Origin of the sequence: Pseudomonas sp. YL2 (assembly GCF_023063025.1) — a bacterium.
Lineage (GTDB): Bacteria > Pseudomonadota > Gammaproteobacteria > Pseudomonadales > Pseudomonadaceae > Aquipseudomonas > Aquipseudomonas putida_A.
The window spans coordinates 105,777-122,046 of the sequence record NZ_JAJSLU010000008.1; the positions used below are offsets into that span (position 1 = coordinate 105,777).

A 16,270-nucleotide genomic window follows, 5' to 3' on the forward strand; every position below is an offset into this window, starting at 1 on the left:
AAGCATATGACTTATTCTCACCCCGTCGCGGTCATCACCAGCGATGAGCAAGCCCTGATCGTCGCCAGCGACCTGGCCGAAGATTTCAAACGCGACAGTGCCGTGCGCGACCGTGAACGCCGCCTGCCATTGCCGGAACTCGACGTGTTTTCCCGCTCCGGCCTGTGGGGCATCAGCGTGCCCAAGGAGTACGGCGGCGCCGGCGTGTCCAACGTGACCCTGGCCAAAGTCATCGCCCTGATCGCTCAGGCCGACGGTTCTCTGGGACAGATTCCGCAGAACCATTTCTACGCCCTCGAAGTACTGCGCGTTAACGGCAGCCACGAGCAGAAACAACGTCTGTACGCCGAAGTCCTCGCCGGTCAGCGCTTCGGCAATGCCCTGGCAGAACTGGGCACCAAGACCGCCCATGACCGTGTCACCAGCCTCAAGAGCGACGGCAGCGGTTATCGCATCAATGGCCGCAAGTTCTACGCGACCGGTGCAATTTACGCCCAACGGATTCCAACGTCGGTAGTCGATGAAAACGGCGTGCAGCAACTGGCCTTCGTCCCGCGCGACAGCAAAGGCCTGACCGTGATCGACGACTGGAGCGGCTTCGGCCAGCGCACCACCGGCAGCGGTTCCGTGGTGTTCGAAGACGTCTATGTCGCTGCCGAGGACGTGATCCCCTTCCAGAGCGCCTTCGAGCGTCCGACCACGGTCGGCCCGCTGGCGCAGATTCTTCACGCCGCCATCGACACCGGCATCGCTCGCGCCGCTTATGAAGATGCGCTGCACTTCGTGCGCAGCAAGACCCGGCCATGGATCGACTCCGGTAACGACAAGGCCACCGAAGACCCGCTGACCCTGAAGAGCTTCGGCCACTTGAGCATTCGTCTGCACGCCACCGAAGCACTGCTGGAACGCTCCGGCGAATTCCTCGACAAGGCCCAGGCCGAGACCAATGCCGAAACCGTCGCTGCCGCCTCGATTGCCGTCGCCGAAGCACGGGCGATCAGCACCGAAATCTCCTTGGCCGCCGGCAGCACTCTGTTTGAACTGGCCGGCAGTCAGGCGACCCTGATCGAGCACGGCCTCGACCGTCACTGGCGCAACGCCCGGGTGCACACCCTGCACGACCCGGTACGCTGGAAGTATCACGCGGTGGGCAATTACTACCTCAACGATGAAAAGCCTCCGCTGCGAGGAACGATCTGATGAGCGGCGCAAAAAAGAAGATCCTGCTCAACGCGTTCAACATGAACTGCATCGGCCACATCAACCACGGCCTGTGGACGCATCCACGCGACACGTCGACCCGCTACAACACCATCGAGTACTGGACCGAGCTGGCGCAGTTGCTGGAGCGCGGTTTGTTCGACGGACTGTTCATCGCCGACATCGTCGGCGTGTACGACGTCTACCAGAACTCGGTGGACGTCACGCTCAAAGAGTCGATCCAGTTGCCGGTCAACGACCCGCTGCTGCTGGTGTCGGCAATGGCCGCCGTGACGAAAAACCTCGGCTTCGGCCTCACCGCCAACCTCACTTACGAGCCGCCCTATCTGTTCGCCCGGCGCATGTCGTCGCTCGATCATCTGAGTCGTGGTCGGGTCGGCTGGAACATCGTCACCGGCTACCTCGACAGCGCCGCCAAGGCCATGGGCCTGCGCGAACAGGTCGAGCATGACCGTCGTTATGATCAGGCCGACGAGTACCTCGAAGTGCTCTACAAACTCTGGGAAGGCAGTTGGGAAAACGGCGCGGTGCTCAATGACCGTGAGCAGCGCATCTATGCGCAGCCGGAGAAGGTGCACAAGGTCGAACACCACGGCGAGTTCTATCAGGTCGAGGGTTATCACCTCTGCGAGCCGTCGCCGCAGCGCACACCCGTGCTGTTCCAGGCCGGCAGTTCGGACCGCGGTTTGCTGTTCGCCGGGCGTCACGCCGAATGCGTGTTCATCAGCGGCCAGAACAAGCCGTCGACCAAAGTGCAGGTGGACAAGGTCCGCGCCAGCGCCGTCGAAGCCGGACGCAATCCCGAGGACATCAAGGTGTTCATGGGCCTCAACGTGATCGTCGGCGCGACCGAAGAGGCCGCGTGGGCCAAGCACGCCGAGTACCTGAGTTATGCCAGCGCCGAGGCCGGCGTCGCGCATTTCTCGGCGTCCACCGGGATCGATTTTTCCCAATACGAAATCGACGAACCGATCCAGTACGTCAAGAGCAATGCCATCCAGTCCGCGACCAAGAACCTGCAGAACAACGACTGGACCCGGCGCAAGTTGCTCGATCAGCACGCCCTCGGTGGCCGCTACATCACCGTGGTCGGCTCGCCTGAGCAGGTGGCGGATGAACTGGAAGCGTGGATCGCCGAAACGGGACTCGACGGCTTCAACCTGACGCGCATCGTGACCCCGGAAAGCTATGTCGATTTCATTGAGCTGGTGATTCCGGAGTTGCAGCGGCGCGGGTCGTACAAGACTGCGTATGAGAGTGGCAGCTTGCGCGAAAAGCTGTTTCACGGGGCGGCGCAACTCCCTGAGCAACACATCGGGTCTTCATTTCGCCGCTAAAAGCTTCGCGAGCAAGCCCGCTCCCACAGGGGGGAACGCATTCCAAAATGTGGGAGCGGGCTTGCTCGCGAAGAGGCCCGACCAGACACCACAAAATTCATGCACTGACTGGAAAAACCACCATGACCAAGAAACTCCTGTCCCACCCAGTCAAAGCACTGGCCCTGGCCTTCGGCCTGTTCAGCTCGGCGGTGTTCGCCGCCGATGCACCACTGAAAATCGGCACCACCGCCGCCTTCGCCATTCCACTGGAAGCCGCCGTCGAAGAGGCCTCCAAACAAGGCCTGAAAGTCGAGCTGGTGGAGTTCACCGACTGGATCGCACCGAACGTCAGCCTCGCCGCCGGCGACATCGACGTGAACTACTTTCAGCACATCCCGTTCCTCGAAAACGCCAAGGCCGCCTCCGGTTTTGACCTGGTGCCATTCGCCCCGGGGATCATCAACAACGTCGGCCTCTATTCGAAAAAATACAAAAGCTTCGACGAGTTGCCGGAAGGCGCCAGCGTCGCCATCGCCAACGACCCGATCAACAGCGGTCGCGGTCTGCAACTGCTGGCCAAGGCTGGTCTGATCACCCTGAAACCGGGGGTCGGCTACAAGGCCACCGAAGACGACATCGTCGCCAACCCGAAGAAGATCAAGATCCTGCAAGTCGAAGCCGTGCAACTGGTGCGCGCCTACGATGACGCCGATCTGGTCCAGGGCTACCCGGCCTACATCCGTCTGGCGAAAACCTTCGATGCCGGCTCGGCGCTGCTGTTCGACGGTCTCGACCACAAGGAATACGTGATCCAGTTCGTCATCCAGCCCAAGAGCAAAGACGACCCGCGTCTGATCAAATTCGTCGACATCTACCAGCACTCGCCGGCCGTTCGCGCCGCGTTGGATAAGGCTCACGGCAAGCTGTATCAGGCCGGTTGGGAAAGCTGAACATGACGGCCGCAATCCAACGGCGACTGGAGATTCCAGAGCCAGAAAATGCTGAAAAAACCGAACTGCATCCCGAGCTGAATCGCGCCCATGTGCGCTTCATCGGCCTGGGTAAAACCTACGAGGGGCGGCAAGGCCCGGTGGCGGCCCTGCAAGGCATCGATCTGGCGATCCAGCGCGGCGAGGTGTTCGGCATCATCGGGCGCAGCGGCGCCGGCAAGTCGTCGCTGATCCGCACGATCAATCGTCTGGAACAACCGACTGCGGGGCGGGTGCTGATCGATCAGGTCGACATCGGCGAGTTCGATGAAGACCGGCTGGTCGCCCTGCGCCGACGCATCGGCATGATCTTCCAGCACTTCAACCTGATGTCAGCCAAGACTGTATGGCAGAACGTCGAACTGCCGCTGAAAGTCGCGGGCGTGCCGAAGCCGCAACGTGAGCAGAAGGTGCGTGAACTGCTCGAACTGGTCGGCTTGCAAGCCAAGCACAAGGCCTATCCGGCGCAGCTTTCCGGCGGGCAGAAGCAGCGTGTCGGCATCGCCCGCGCATTGGTGCATGACCCGGACATTCTGCTGTGCGACGAGGCCACTTCGGCGCTCGATCCCGAGACCACTCAGTCGATCCTCGGCCTGCTGCGCGAGATCAACCGACGCCTCGGCCTGACCATCGTGTTGATCACCCATGAAATGGCGGTGATCCGCGAAATCTGCGACCGCGTGGTGGTCCTGGAACACGGGCGGATCGTCGAGCAAGGCCCGGTCTGGGAAGTGTTCGGCAATCCGCAGCACGAGGTCAGCCAGACCTTGCTCGCGCCGCTGCAACACGCACTGCCGGAAGAATTGCAAAGCCGTCTGCATGCTCAGCCACCCTCCCCGGGCGCGGCGGTGGTGCTGCGTTTGCAGTTCACTGGCAGTGCCGCCGACGAGCCGGATCTGGCGGCGCTGTTCGCCGCTCTCGGCGGACGCGTGAAGTTGCTGCAGGGCGGCGTCGAACGGATTCAGGGGCATGCGCTGGGACAAATGTTACTGGCGGTCAGCGGCTCGGCCCTGAGCGCCGAACAATTGCGCGAGCGCGCCGGGCAGTGGGCGCAACGAGTGGAGGTATCGGGTTATGTGGTTTGATCGTTTGCTGCAGGGATTCATCGACACCTTCCTGATGGTCGGCGTGTCGTCGCTGATCGCGTTGCTGGTGGGGATCCCAATGGCGGTGATTCTGGTCACCAGCGACAAGGGCGGGATCTATCAGGCGCCGCTGCTCAACCGGGCGCTGGGCGCGTTCGTCAACCTGTTCCGCTCGATCCCGTTTCTGATTCTGATGGTCGCGCTGATTCCATTTACCCGACTGATTGTCGGCACCACGTACGGTGTGTGGGCGGCGGTGGTGCCGCTGACCATCGCCGCGACGCCGTTCTTTGCGCGTATTGCCGAAGTGAGTCTGCGTGAGGTCGATCACGGCTTGATCGAGGCGGCGCAGGCCATGGGCTGCCGACGCTGGCACATCGTCTGGCACGTGCTGTTGCCTGAAGCGCTGCCGGGGATTGTTGGCGGGTTCACAATTACGCTGGTGACGATGATCAACTCGTCAGCCATGGCCGGAGCGATTGGTGCCGGCGGTTTGGGCGATATTGCTTACCGCTACGGCTATCAGCGCTTTGACAGCCAGATCATGCTGACGGTGATTGTGTTGCTGGTGGCGTTGGTGGCGGTGATTCAGTTGGGTGGAGATCGTCTGGCACGGGGCCTGAACAAGCGTTAAGGCATGCCGCGCCTCTGAAACCGCTATCGCGAGCAGGCTCACTCCTACAGGGGAACGCATTTCAAATGTAGGAGTGAGCCTGCTCGCGATGGGCTGCGCAGCGGCCCCGCTGGTTGGCGTATATTCGGCAAATCCCAACTGCCGCGCAGCCCTCGACCATGAAGCAAACGCCCTCCGATCTGGAACAGATCACCGCCACCACCCTCGGCCACTACAACTCGGTGGCCGAAGACTTCCGCGAAGGCACCCGCGATCACGATGTCAGCCAGAACATCGACGCGCTGCTACGGCATATCCACGGCACTGCGCCGTTCACCCTTCTCGATTTTGGCTGCGGCCCGGGACGCGACTTGCAGGCGTTCACCCGCCTGGGCCATGTCGCGGTCGGTCTCGATGGCGCGGAAAAATTTGCGCAGATGGCCCGGGAAGACAGTGGCTGCGAGGTGTGGTGTCAGGACTTTCTGAAACTCGATCTGCCAGCCGAGCGCTTCGACGGGATCTTCGCCAATGCGGTGCTGTTTCATGTGCCGTTGCAGGAGTTGCCGCATGTGCTCGGGCAGCTGCATGCCACGCTGAAGCCGGGCGGGGTGTTGTTCAGTTCCAATCCTCGCGGGGATAACCGTGAGGGCTGGAACGGGCCGCGTTATGGCTCATATCACGACCTGGACGCGTGGCGCGGGTTGCTGACGGCAGCGGGGTTTGTCGAGCTGGAGCATTACTACCGGCCGGCGGGATTGCCGCGCGAGCAGCAGCCTTGGCTGGCCAGCGTCTGGCGTAAATCTGCGTAGTCAGTTCTGACGCCTTCGCGAGCAAGCCCGCTCCCACAGTTGGAATGCGTACCCCCTGTGGGAGCGGGCTTGCTCGCGAATAGAGTGCGCAGCACTCGCTTTTAGCGGGTTTCTTTCTGCGGTTCGCGAATCTTGTACCAGGCCACATACAGCGCCGGCAAAAACAGCAGGGTCAGCAACGTCGCCACCACGATCCCGCCAATCATCGCGTAGGCCATCGGCCCCCAGAACACTTCCCGGGCAATCGGAATCATGCCCATGCTCGCCGCCGCCGCGGTCAGCAGGATTGGTCGGCGCCGGTGCTCGGTCGCTTCCACCACCGCATCCCACGGCGCGGAGCCGTTGCGCTCGAACTCATCGATCTGCGTCACGAGGATTACCGAGTTGCGGATGATGATACCGATCAGCGCCAGAATCCCGAGGATCGCCACAAAGCCCATCGGCGTCCCGGTCGGCACCAGCGCCAGCACCACGCCGATCAGCCCCAGCGGCGCGACACTCGCCACCAGGAACATCTTCTGCACGCTGTGCAGCTGGATCATCAGGAAGGTCGCCATCAAAAACAGCATCAACGGCAGCACCTTGGCGATCGGCCCTTGGGCCTTGCCGCTTTCCTCGACCGTACCGCCGGTGGCGACTTTGTAGCCGACCGGCAGTTTTTCAGCGAAGGCATCGATCGACGGCTTGAGCAGTTTCACCAGATCGGTCGGCTGGATCTCGTCACGCACCGAAGCCTTGATGGTGATGGTCGGCAAGCGGTCGCGACGCCACACCAGCGGCTGCTCGAGCTCATACCGCACGGTGGCGAACGCCAGCAGCGGAATCGACGTGCCGTTGGGTGTGACGATCTGCAGGTTCTGCAGGGTTTCCGGCGTGCCGCGTTCCGAGTTCACCGCCCGGCCGACCACGTTGATCAGGTAAATGTCGTCGTTGACCTGGGTCAACGGCGAGCCGCTGACGATGCTGTTCATCAACTTCGCCACATCTTCCGAGGACAGCCCGAGCTGACGCGCCTTGTCCTGGGCGATGTCGATGCGCAGGACTTTGCCCGGCTCGTTCCAGTCGTAAATGATCTCGCCGATGTGTTCGTTCTTGTCCAGCTCGGTCGCCAGATCGATGGCGTGCTTGCGCACCTGATCGATGTCCTTGCCGCTGACCCGATACTGGATCGGACGTCCCACCGGCGGGCCCATTTCCAGCGCCTGCACGTAACTGCCGATGCCGACGAAGTCTTTGTGCAAACGCTCGCGCAGGCGTTGGCTCAGCGCCTCACGGGCCTCGAAATCCTTGCTGACGATCACCAGTTGCGCGTAGTACGGGTTCTGCAATTGCTGGTCGAGCGGCAGGTAGAAACGGATCGCACCCTGACCGATGTAGGTGCTCCAGCGCACGATGTCCGGATCGCCCTTGAGCGTGGCTTCGAGCTTGTCTACGGCCTTGCGGGTTTCGTCGATCGAGGCGTTTTGCGGCAGGTTCAGGTCGACGAGAATTTCCGGGCGATCCGACGACGGGAAGAACTGGTTCTGCACAAAGCGCATGCAGAACACCGCCAGCACAAACAGCAGCACAGTGATGCCGATCGCCCACCAGCGATTGCGCATGCACCACAGCAAACCACCGTTGAACGCCCGACCGATGCGGCCCGGCTCGGCTTCATGGGGTTTCACGTTGGTGCTGAGGATGTGCACGCCGATCACCGGCGCAAAGAACACCGCCACCACCCACGACACCAGCATCGCCACCGCGATCACCGCAAACAGGGTGAAGGTGTACTCGCCGGCGGAGCTGGCGTTGAGGCCGATGGGCACGAAACCGGCGACGGTCACCAGCGTACCGGTGAGCATCGGGAATGCGGTCGAGGTGTAGGCGAACGTCGCCGCCTGCTCCTTGGTCTCACCCATTTCCAGGCGCGTGACCATCATCTCCACGGTGATCATCGCGTCGTCCACCAGCAGGCCAAGGGCGATGATCAGCGCCCCGAGGGAAATCCGCTGCATGGTGATGCCGCTGTATTCCATGAACACGAAGACCATCGCCAGCACCAGCGGAATCGAGCACGCCACCACCAGCCCGGCGCGCACGCCGAGGCTGATGAAGCTGACCACCAGCACGATCACCACCGCTTCGAACAGCGCACTGGTGAAACCGCCGACCGCCTCTTCCACCACCACGGCCTGATCGGACACCGTATGGACGCCGACGCCAACCGGCAAATCAGCGGTGATCTGGTCGATCCGCTGGTGCAGCGCCTTGCCGAATTCCTGGACGTTACCGCCCTTCTGCATGGCAATCGCCAGACCGATTGCCGGCTTGCCGTCGAAACGGAATTCCGGTGTGGCCGGGTCGACGTAACCGCGACTGATGTCGGCGACATCGGCCAGACGATAGAAGCGGTCATTGAGCTTGAGATTGACCTCGGCCAGATCCTTCTCCGAAGCGAACTGCCCCGAGGTGCGTACCGAAATGCGCTCCGGGCCGGCCTCGATCACCCCCGCCGGGGTCACGGCGTTCTGCGATTGCAGGCTCTGCACCACCTGACGCTGGTCGATGCCCAGCGCGGCGAGCTTGCGGGTGGAGAAGTTCAGGTAAATCACTTCGTCCTGCTGGCCGATCATTTCGATCTTGCCCAGCCCCGGGACGTTGCGAATCTCGGCGCGGGCCTGCTCCACATAGTCGCGCAACTGGCGCATGGTCAGGCCGTCGGCGGTAAACGCGTAGACCGAGCCGTACACATCGCCAAACTCGTCGTTGAACCCGGGGCCTTGAATGCCCTGGGGAAACTGCCCGCGAATGTCATCGATCTTCTTGCGCACCTGGTACCAGATCTCCGGGATGTCCTTGGCGCTGGTGGTGTCGCGCAGGTACACGTAGACCGTAGATTCACCGGGGCGTGTGTAGCTTTTCACGTAGTCGAGAGAATCGAGTTCCTCGAGTTTTTTCTCGATGCGGTCGGTAACCTGCTTGAGGGTTTCCTCCTGGGTCGCACCCGGCCATTTGGTCTGGATGACCATGGTCTTGATGGTGAACGAGGGGTCTTCTTCGCGGCCCAGATTGAAATACGAAAACACCCCCATCAGCAGCGCGACGAACATCAGGTACCAGACAAACGACTGATGCTTGAGGGCCCATTCGGAGAGATTGAAAGAGCCTTTCATTGACTGTCCTCGTCGAGTTTCACGGCTTGTCCGGGTTTGAGACTGTTAACGCCTGCGGTGACCACCTGCTCGCCGGACTTGACCCCGCCGGCCAGCACCACCGTGCCGTCGGCGCGGCTGATCACGCTGACGTCACGGGGCGCGACGGTTTTGCTTTGGGTGTCGATCACCCAGATGCGGGTCTTGCCGTCGGCTTCCTGCAGGGCGGTGGCAGGTAATTCGATGCGCGGCTTGATCGCTGAACTGAGGGTCACGCTGATCGCCGTGCCGAGGCGGAAACCGTCCGGCGTGTTGGCCAGGGTCAGCCGCGCACGGCGGGTGCGCGTGGCGCTTTGGGCCTGCGGTTCGATTTCGCGAATGGTTGCAGTGGTGTTGATACTCGGGTCGAGTTGCCCGGCCACCAGAAACACCACGTCGGAAGGAATTTCATCGACCAGCGTGTCCGGCAGATCGATCACCGCCTCCTTGATGTCCGGTTGCGCCAGAGTCACCACTTGCTGACCTGCTGTCACCACTTGACCGGCCTCGGCATTCCACGCGGTGACCACGGCTTTGTGGTCGGCGCGCAATTCGGTGTAACCGAGTTGATCCTGGCTCTGGTTGACCGCCGCCCGCGCCTGATCGAGCGAGGCCTGGGTGGTTTTCAGGTCGGTGGTGGCGATGTCCAGTTGCGCCTGCGCGCCAACCCCGCGATCGAACAGCGCCTGCTGCCGACGGGCATTGGCCTGGGCGTTGATCAGTTGCGCCTGGACCTTGGCCAGGTCGCCTTGGGCCGAACGCAACTGGTTCTGCTGATCGGACGGATCGAGGGTCGCCAGCAGCGTACCCTTTTGCACCTCGGCGCCGACATCGACGTTGCGACTGGCAATGCGCCCGCCGACGCGGAACCCGGTGTTGCTCTCGTAACGCGCCTGAATGCTGCCGGCGAAACGCCCGAGGGTTTCCTCGTTCAGCGCCTGTACCTTGATCGACAATACCGGCCGAACCGGCTCCGGCGGTGGCTCGCTTTTCGAGCAGGCGGCCAGCAGCACACCAATGGACAACAGCCCCAGACGCTTCATGGCTGCGCTCCCGGTTGCAGACCTTCGTAGGTGTTTTCGGCGATTTCGACTTTCATGCCCGGGTGCAGCAGTTGCCCACCCGCGACAATCACTTTCTCACCGCCCTTGAGGCCGTCGCTGATGATGACCTTGCCGATCAGGTAGCGGCTGACGGTGACGTTGTGCAGCTGCGCTTCGCCCTTGTCGTCAACCATCCACACCGCCGGATCGCTGATGTTTTTGGTCAGCGCCGACCATGGCAATTCCACCGCCGACTTGCCGCTGCCCTTGGCCGTGGCGCTGACCACCGAGCCGAGCTGCATGCCCTGTGGCAGGCTGTCGAGGGTGACCTTGACTTGCACCGTGCCGGACTGCGCCGACACCGCCGGGGTGATTTCACGCACCGTGCCGGTGGTCTTGATGTTGGGGTTGTCGAGCAGGCTGACGACAATCGAACGCTCCGCCGGGCGCTCAGCCAGCAACGACTCATAAACGTTGAACACCGCGTCACGATCGCCATCGCGGGCCAGTTTGAAAATCGGCGCGGTGGCCTGGACCACCTGGCCGACTTCGGCCTGGCGCTCGGTAATGATGCCGGGGGCGTCAGCGACCAGCGAGGTGTAACTGAGTTGATCCTTGGCATTGGCCAGTTGCGCCTGCGCCGCGCTCAGGGCGCTCTGGCTGCTGCGCAACGCGGCTTGTGCGGAATCGAATTCGCTCTGGCTGGTGTAGCCCTTGGGCAGCAGCTTCTGCTGACGCACGAACGCCGCCGCACTCTGCTTGACCCGCGCCTGTTCGGCGATGACCTGGGCTTGTGCGGAATCGACGTTGGTCTGCAAATCCTTGGGATCGAGCTTGGCCAGTACCTGTTTGGCGCTGACCCGGTCGCCGACATCGACCATGCGCTGAATGATCTTGCCACCGACCCGGAACGACAGTTCGGTCTGCACCCGCGCCTGCACGTCACCGGTGAGAGTCACGGCAGCGGCATAGTCCGCCGGTTTGACCTCTTGCACAAAGACCCGTGGCAGGTACTCCGCCGGGGCTTCTTTCTTGCCGCAAGCGGTCAGCAACGTGAGCAGGCTCAGCACGACAACTGTTTTCAATCCGGGACTCGCCATGCAGACTCCTTCCTGTGTACGAACGTGCAAGTGACGATACGACTGTGAGCTTAGAACAGGGTTCAACGTTCGCCTGCGTGATCTCTATATTTCCCCTGTAGGAGCTGCCGCAGGCTGCGATCTTTTGACTTTACAAAAGCAAGATCAAAAGATCGCAGCCTTCGGCAGCTCCTACAATGGTCGCCTCAAGAGAAGGATTTTCATGCTCAAGACCCTCGCGGTGGCCAATTACCGCTCGATCAACAAACTGGTGATTCCGCTGGGCCGGCTGAACCTGATCACCGGCCCCAACGGCAGCGGCAAGTCCAATCTCTATCGGGCCTTGCGGCTGCTGGCGGAGACCGCCCAGGGTGGCGTGGTCAATGCGCTGGCCCGCGAGGGCGGGCTGGATTCGACCTTCTGGGCCGGGCCGGAAACCATCAGTCGGCGCATGCGCAACGGCGAAGTGGCGATCGAGCCGACGGTGCGTCAGGGCGTCAAACGTCTGCGCCTGGGGTTTGCCGGCGAGGATTTCAGCTACTCCATCAGCCTCGGATTGCCCGACTCCAACGGACATTTCATGCTGCCGGGGGACAGTCGTCCAAGCCCCTCGCGCTTCAGCCTCGATCCGCAGATCAAGCGCGAATGCATCTGGGCCGGGCCGCTCTATCGCCCGGCCAGCCTGCTGGTGGATCGCAACGGCCCGATGATTCGCGCCCGCGAAGGACGCAGCTGGGACGTGCTGGCGCAGCACACACCGAATTTCGACAGCCTGTTCGATCAGATCGGCAGTCTGCGCGGTTCGCCGGAAGTGTTCCAGATGCGCGAGTTCATTCGCCGCTGGCGCTTCTACGATCACTTTCGCAGCGACGCCGACGCCCCGGTGCGCCAACCGCAACTGGGTACGCGTACGCCGGTGCTGCACCACGACGGTCGCGACCTCGCCGCAGCCCTGCAGACCATCAATGAAATCGGCGACCCCGAGGCGTTGCAGGCGGCGATCAGCGACGCGTTTCCCGGCGCAAGACTGAACATCGCACCGCTGGCCGGCGGACGCTTTGCCATCGAGTTCTTTCAGGAGGGGTTGCTGCGGCCACTGTCGGCGGCGGAGCTGTCGGACGGCACCCTGCGTTATCTGTTGCTGATCGCCGCGCTGCTGACGCCACGCCCGCCGTCATTGATGGTGCTCAACGAACCGGAAACCAGTCTGCACCCGGATCTGTTGCCGGCGCTGGCGCGCTTGATCATTCGCGCTTCGCAGGCGTGTCAGGTGTGGGTGGTGTCCCATGCGCGACGGTTGATTTCGGCGTTGCAGGAAGATCCCGAATGCAACTGCATCGTGCTGGAGAAGACGCTGGGGCAGACCGGAATTGTCGGGCAGCGGGTGCTGGATGAGCCGGCGTGGAACTGGCCGGATTGAGCGGCACCTGAGCGAGCGCTTTCGCGAGCAGGGTCGCCCCCACAGTTGGAATGCGGTCCCCTGTGGGAGCGAGCCTGCTCGCCAAGGGGACCTTCAGGTCTGCGCGCGTTTAACGGCCAAACACCCCTGCCACTTGCCACCCTCGACAATCACACTCTCAGGCTGGGTGTCATCGCTCAGTTCTTTACGCACATATTGGTCATACAGCTTGAGCAGATATTTCTCCTCACCCAACTTGGCCAGCTCGGTATTCACCCAGTCACGCAGCTCGACGTTGCCCTTCTTCACTGCCGGGGCAATCGGTGCTTCGGCGCCGAGTTTTTCGTCCAGCACGCGGTAGCCCGGGTTCTGCTTGGCCCAGCTGAACAGCACCAGATTGTCCTGCGCGTAGGCATCGCCGCGACCGTTGGCCAAGGCTTGCAACGACTCGGAATTTTTCTCGAACTTCAGCAGTTTCCAGTCCGGATGATTCTTGGTCAGCCAGATGTCGGCGGTGGTACCGGTGGTAACGATGGTGGTGCGAGTGGCCAGGTCATCCAGATTTTTTACCGCGCTGCTTTGCGGCACCAGCGCCTGCACCGCGACCTTGAGGTTCGGGTTGGTGAATTCCACCGCCTCCTTGCGCTCCGGGGTCACGGTCATGTTGGCGAGGATCAGGTCGACCTTGTCGCTCTGCAGGAACGGAATGCGGCTCGCCGGTTCCACGGCCACGAACTCGACCTTGTTCTCGTCGCCCAGCAGATCCTTGGCGAAACGCCGACCGATATCGGTGTCGAAGCCGACGTAGCGCCCGGCTTCATCGACGAAACCGAACGGCGGCTTGTCGGTGAATACGCCGACGATCAGTTTGTCGCGGGCCTTGATCTTGTCCAGGTAACCGGCTGGCGCGGTGCTTTCGCTGGCGACTTTCGGCTTGGCCGGTTCTTCGGATTTGTTGCAGCCGGCGAGCAGCGCGAGCCCCAGCAGCGGCAGTAAAAACAGGGATGACTTGGCAGTTTTCATAGCGGTTCCAGTTCCTTTGTCGGATTCGTTTCAGGCAGTGTTGCAACGAAGGAGAACTTCTCCAGAAACTGCTGCGCGCGTGCGGTTTGCGGGTTCGTAAAGAAAATCTCGGGCGGGTTCTGTTCAAGGATGCGTCCGGCATCCATGAACACGATGCGGTCGGCCACCGCGCGGGCGAAGGCCATTTCGTGGGTGACGATCAGCAGGGTCATGCCCTCGCGGGCCAGGCCCTGAATCACTTGCAGCACTTCCTTGACCATCTCCGGATCGAGGGCGGCGGTGACTTCATCAAAGAGCATGACCCGTGGGTTCATGCACAACGAGCGGACGATGGCGATGCGTTGCTGCTGGCCGCCGGAGAGCTGGCGCGGGAAGGCGTCGCGCTTGTCCGCCAGGCCCACGCGCTCAAGCAAGGCTTCGGCTTGCTGCTGCGCTTCACGGCGCTGGCGCTTTTGCACCTTGAGCGGGCCTAGCAGCAAATTGTCGAGCACGCTCATGTGCGGGAACAGGTGATAACTCTGGAACACCATGCCGATCTGCTGGCGCACTTCGCGCCAGTCGGTGGCCTTGTCCAGCAGCTCGCGCCCGGCAAATTTGAGGCTGCCGCTGTGTGCGCTTTCCAGGCCGTTGAGGCAACGCAGCAACGTGCTTTTGCCACAACCGCTGGGGCCGAGGATGACGATCACTTCGCCGCTGCGCACTTGCAGGTCGATGCCCTTGAGCACCTGCTGCTCGCCATAGAATTTGTTGAACCCCTGAAACTCGACCAATGCGCTCATGCTTGCGTCCAGCGCCGCTCCAGCACGCGCGAAGCGGCCGAGAGCGGGTAGCAGATGAAAAAGAAAAACAGAAACAGCGCGCCGTAGATCAGCACCGATTCGTAAGTGCGCTCGATGATCTGCTGGCCGACCTTGATCACATCGACCACGCCAATCAGCACCGCCAGCGAGCTGGTCTTGATGATTCGCGTGTAGACGTTGATGGTCGGCGGCGTCATGCGTTTCAGCGCCTGCGGCAGCAGCACGTAGCCATAGAGTTGCGCCGCATTGAGACCGATCGACAACCCTGCTTCACGCTGCCCGCGCGGCAAAGAATGCAACGCACCGCGCGCTACTTCGCCAACCTCGCTGGCACCCCACAGCGACAGCACCAGCACCGCGCACCAGAAGCTCGGCAGGCTCAGGCCGAAGAAAATCGGCAGGCCGAAAAACAGCAGGTACAGCCAGACCAGCACCGGGATCGCCCGGAACAGTTCCAGATAGATCCGCAGGATCGCGTTCAGCCACGCCACATTGAGCGTGCGCAATACGCCGTAGAGCACGCCGCCAACGGTGCTGATGGCGATGCTCAGGAACGAAATCGACAAGGTTTGCCCGGCGCCTTTTGCCAGTTGCGGCAACGACACCCAGAGCAGCTCAAGACCCGAACTGGCCATGCTGGAGCCTCCTTTCCAGACGGCTGAGCAACAGCGACAGCGGCAAGAACAACAGCACGCAGATCAGCGTCAGCACGGCGAGCATTTCGTAGGTTTTGTAGTAGAGCGCGATGTAGCTTTTGGTGGTGTAGAGGATTTCCGGCACCGCCACCGCCGAGACCACGGTGGTTTCCTTGAGCAGGAAAATGAAATTGGCGAACAGCGACGGCAGGCTGAGAATCCCCGCTTGCGGCAGGATTACGTAGCGCAGCAACTGGCCGTGGGACAGGCCGATGGAACGCCCCGATTCGAGCTGCGCCTGCGGCACCGCGTCGACGCCAGCGCGCAGCACTTCAGTGAGGTAGGCGCCACCGAGAAACGTCATGGTGATGATCGCCGCGGTGAACCCGGAAACCTTGATCCCCAGCGCCGGCAGGGCGAAGTAGACGAAGAACAGTTGAATCAGCAGCGGCGTGTTGCGCGCCAGTTCCACATAAAGGCCCACCAGTTTTTGCAGGTACGGTGTGCGGAACACCAGGATCGTTGCATTGAGCAGCGCCACCAGCAGCGACGTGCCAATGGCGATGAACCCGACTTGCAGCGTCACGCCCACAGCCTTGAGAAAGGCCGGCAGGGTACTGAGGATAAATGCGTAATCGAAAGTCATGAAGCATCCTGGACGTCGCTCGGTAAGCGACGGTCATGCAGTCCATGGACAGCGGGTAACTGTCCGGCAGGCGCTGACTTTATAGGTATAAAAACAAGAATTTAAATACCGTTAAAGCATATTGATATCACGCAAAAAACTATCCTGTGGGTTTGCCGGGAAGGAATAAGAAGGCTATTTTCCCTTGCGCTGTAGGAAGGATCTTTTTTGCACGAAAGCCCTCCAAGGACGAACAGCTTTTGGCCAGACTCCCCCGGCCAAACCATTACAAGGAAGACAACATGGACGTAAAAGTGCCGCAGCGACTGGATCCGCAGGACATCGTGAAATTGCTCGTGGCGTTGCGCCGGGCGTTGAAGGCTCAAGTGGCCTGCACCCGATCTGGCTTTTGATATTTTGTGGCTAGGAGCTTGCTCCCGCTCGGCTGCGCAGCAGT

General features: G+C 61.7%; 14 protein-coding genes. 7 read left to right on the plus strand and 7 right to left on the minus strand.

Annotation, left to right across the window (positions count from 1 at the left end; translation table 11 throughout):
* The first annotated feature begins 6 nt into the window (after window positions 1–6).
* The 6 genes from LVD08_RS13860 to LVD08_RS13885 all read left to right on the plus strand — a co-directional run bounded on the left by LVD08_RS13860 (window position 7) and on the right by LVD08_RS13885 (window position 6,036).
* On the plus strand, window positions 7–1,200 hold the full coding sequence (locus LVD08_RS13860; RefSeq protein WP_247268405.1) for an SfnB family sulfur acquisition oxidoreductase: 1,194 nt from the start codon (window positions 7–9) through the stop codon (window positions 1,198–1,200).
* Window positions 1,200–2,558 (plus strand): LLM class flavin-dependent oxidoreductase, encoded by a 1,359-nt coding sequence (locus LVD08_RS13865; RefSeq protein WP_247268406.1) that lies wholly within the window; start codon window positions 1,200–1,202, stop codon window positions 2,556–2,558. Before LVD08_RS13860 ends, LVD08_RS13865 begins: the two co-directional genes overlap by 1 nt.
* Before the next feature lie 122 nt (window positions 2,559–2,680).
* On the plus strand, window positions 2,681–3,490 hold the full coding sequence (locus tag LVD08_RS13870; protein WP_098966650.1) for a MetQ/NlpA family ABC transporter substrate-binding protein: 810 nt from the start codon (window positions 2,681–2,683) through the stop codon (window positions 3,488–3,490).
* 2 nt (window positions 3,491–3,492) lie between these two features.
* The gene (locus LVD08_RS13875; protein ID WP_247268407.1) at window positions 3,493–4,614 is read left to right on the plus strand and encodes a methionine ABC transporter ATP-binding protein; all 1,122 of its coding nucleotides are present in this window, start codon (window positions 3,493–3,495) and stop codon (window positions 4,612–4,614) included.
* Entirely contained in the window at window positions 4,604–5,248 is a 645-nt protein-coding gene (locus LVD08_RS13880; RefSeq protein WP_027611182.1) for a methionine ABC transporter permease, read from the plus strand. Before LVD08_RS13875 ends, LVD08_RS13880 begins: the two co-directional genes overlap by 11 nt.
* A gap of 158 nt (window positions 5,249–5,406) precedes the next feature.
* Complete coding sequence (locus LVD08_RS13885) at window positions 5,407–6,036, plus strand: class I SAM-dependent methyltransferase (protein ID WP_247268408.1); 630 nt, start codon at window positions 5,407–5,409, stop codon at window positions 6,034–6,036.
* A gap of 101 nt (window positions 6,037–6,137) precedes the next feature.
* Here LVD08_RS13885 and LVD08_RS13890 read toward each other — a convergent pair whose 3' ends face one another.
* Genes LVD08_RS13890 through LVD08_RS13900 form a run of 3 tightly spaced genes read right to left on the minus strand, consistent with a single transcriptional unit; the run spans window position 6,138 to window position 11,352 of the window.
* On the minus strand, window positions 6,138–9,191 hold the full coding sequence (locus tag LVD08_RS13890) for an efflux RND transporter permease subunit (protein ID WP_027611180.1): 3,054 nt from the start codon (window positions 9,189–9,191) through the stop codon (window positions 6,138–6,140).
* Window positions 9,188–10,252, minus strand: a complete 1,065-nt coding sequence (locus tag LVD08_RS13895) for an efflux RND transporter periplasmic adaptor subunit (protein WP_247268409.1) — start codon at window positions 10,250–10,252, stop codon at window positions 9,188–9,190. The genes LVD08_RS13890 and LVD08_RS13895 overlap by 4 nt, the downstream gene beginning before the upstream one ends.
* Window positions 10,249–11,352 (minus strand): efflux RND transporter periplasmic adaptor subunit, encoded by a 1,104-nt coding sequence (locus LVD08_RS13900; protein ID WP_096797448.1) that lies wholly within the window; start codon window positions 11,350–11,352, stop codon window positions 10,249–10,251. Before LVD08_RS13900 ends, LVD08_RS13895 begins: the two co-directional genes overlap by 4 nt.
* A 202-nt stretch (window positions 11,353–11,554) precedes the next feature.
* On the opposite strand from LVD08_RS13900, the gene LVD08_RS13905 reads away from it, so the two are divergent.
* Window positions 11,555–12,751 (plus strand): AAA family ATPase, encoded by a 1,197-nt coding sequence (locus LVD08_RS13905; protein WP_247268410.1) that lies wholly within the window; start codon window positions 11,555–11,557, stop codon window positions 12,749–12,751.
* Window positions 12,752–12,844: 93 nt separating this feature from the next.
* Here LVD08_RS13905 and LVD08_RS13910 read toward each other — a convergent pair whose 3' ends face one another.
* The 4 genes from LVD08_RS13910 to LVD08_RS13925 are packed head-to-tail and all read right to left on the minus strand — an operon-like array spanning window position 12,845 to window position 15,834.
* Window positions 12,845–13,753 carry a transporter substrate-binding domain-containing protein gene (locus LVD08_RS13910; RefSeq protein ID WP_247268411.1) on the minus strand — a complete coding sequence of 303 codons (909 nt, stop codon included), beginning with the start codon at window positions 13,751–13,753 and terminating at the stop codon, window positions 12,845–12,847.
* Window positions 13,750–14,532, minus strand: a complete 783-nt coding sequence (locus LVD08_RS13915; protein WP_247268412.1) for an amino acid ABC transporter ATP-binding protein — start codon at window positions 14,530–14,532, stop codon at window positions 13,750–13,752. Before LVD08_RS13915 ends, LVD08_RS13910 begins: the two co-directional genes overlap by 4 nt.
* Entirely contained in the window at window positions 14,529–15,188 is a 660-nt protein-coding gene (locus LVD08_RS13920; RefSeq protein WP_095137883.1) for an amino acid ABC transporter permease, read from the minus strand. Before LVD08_RS13920 ends, LVD08_RS13915 begins: the two co-directional genes overlap by 4 nt.
* A complete protein-coding gene (locus LVD08_RS13925; protein ID WP_123375646.1) occupies window positions 15,169–15,834 on the minus strand; it encodes an amino acid ABC transporter permease in 666 nt (221 codons plus the stop codon). Before LVD08_RS13925 ends, LVD08_RS13920 begins: the two co-directional genes overlap by 20 nt.
* Window positions 15,835–16,270: the final 436 nt, after the last annotated feature.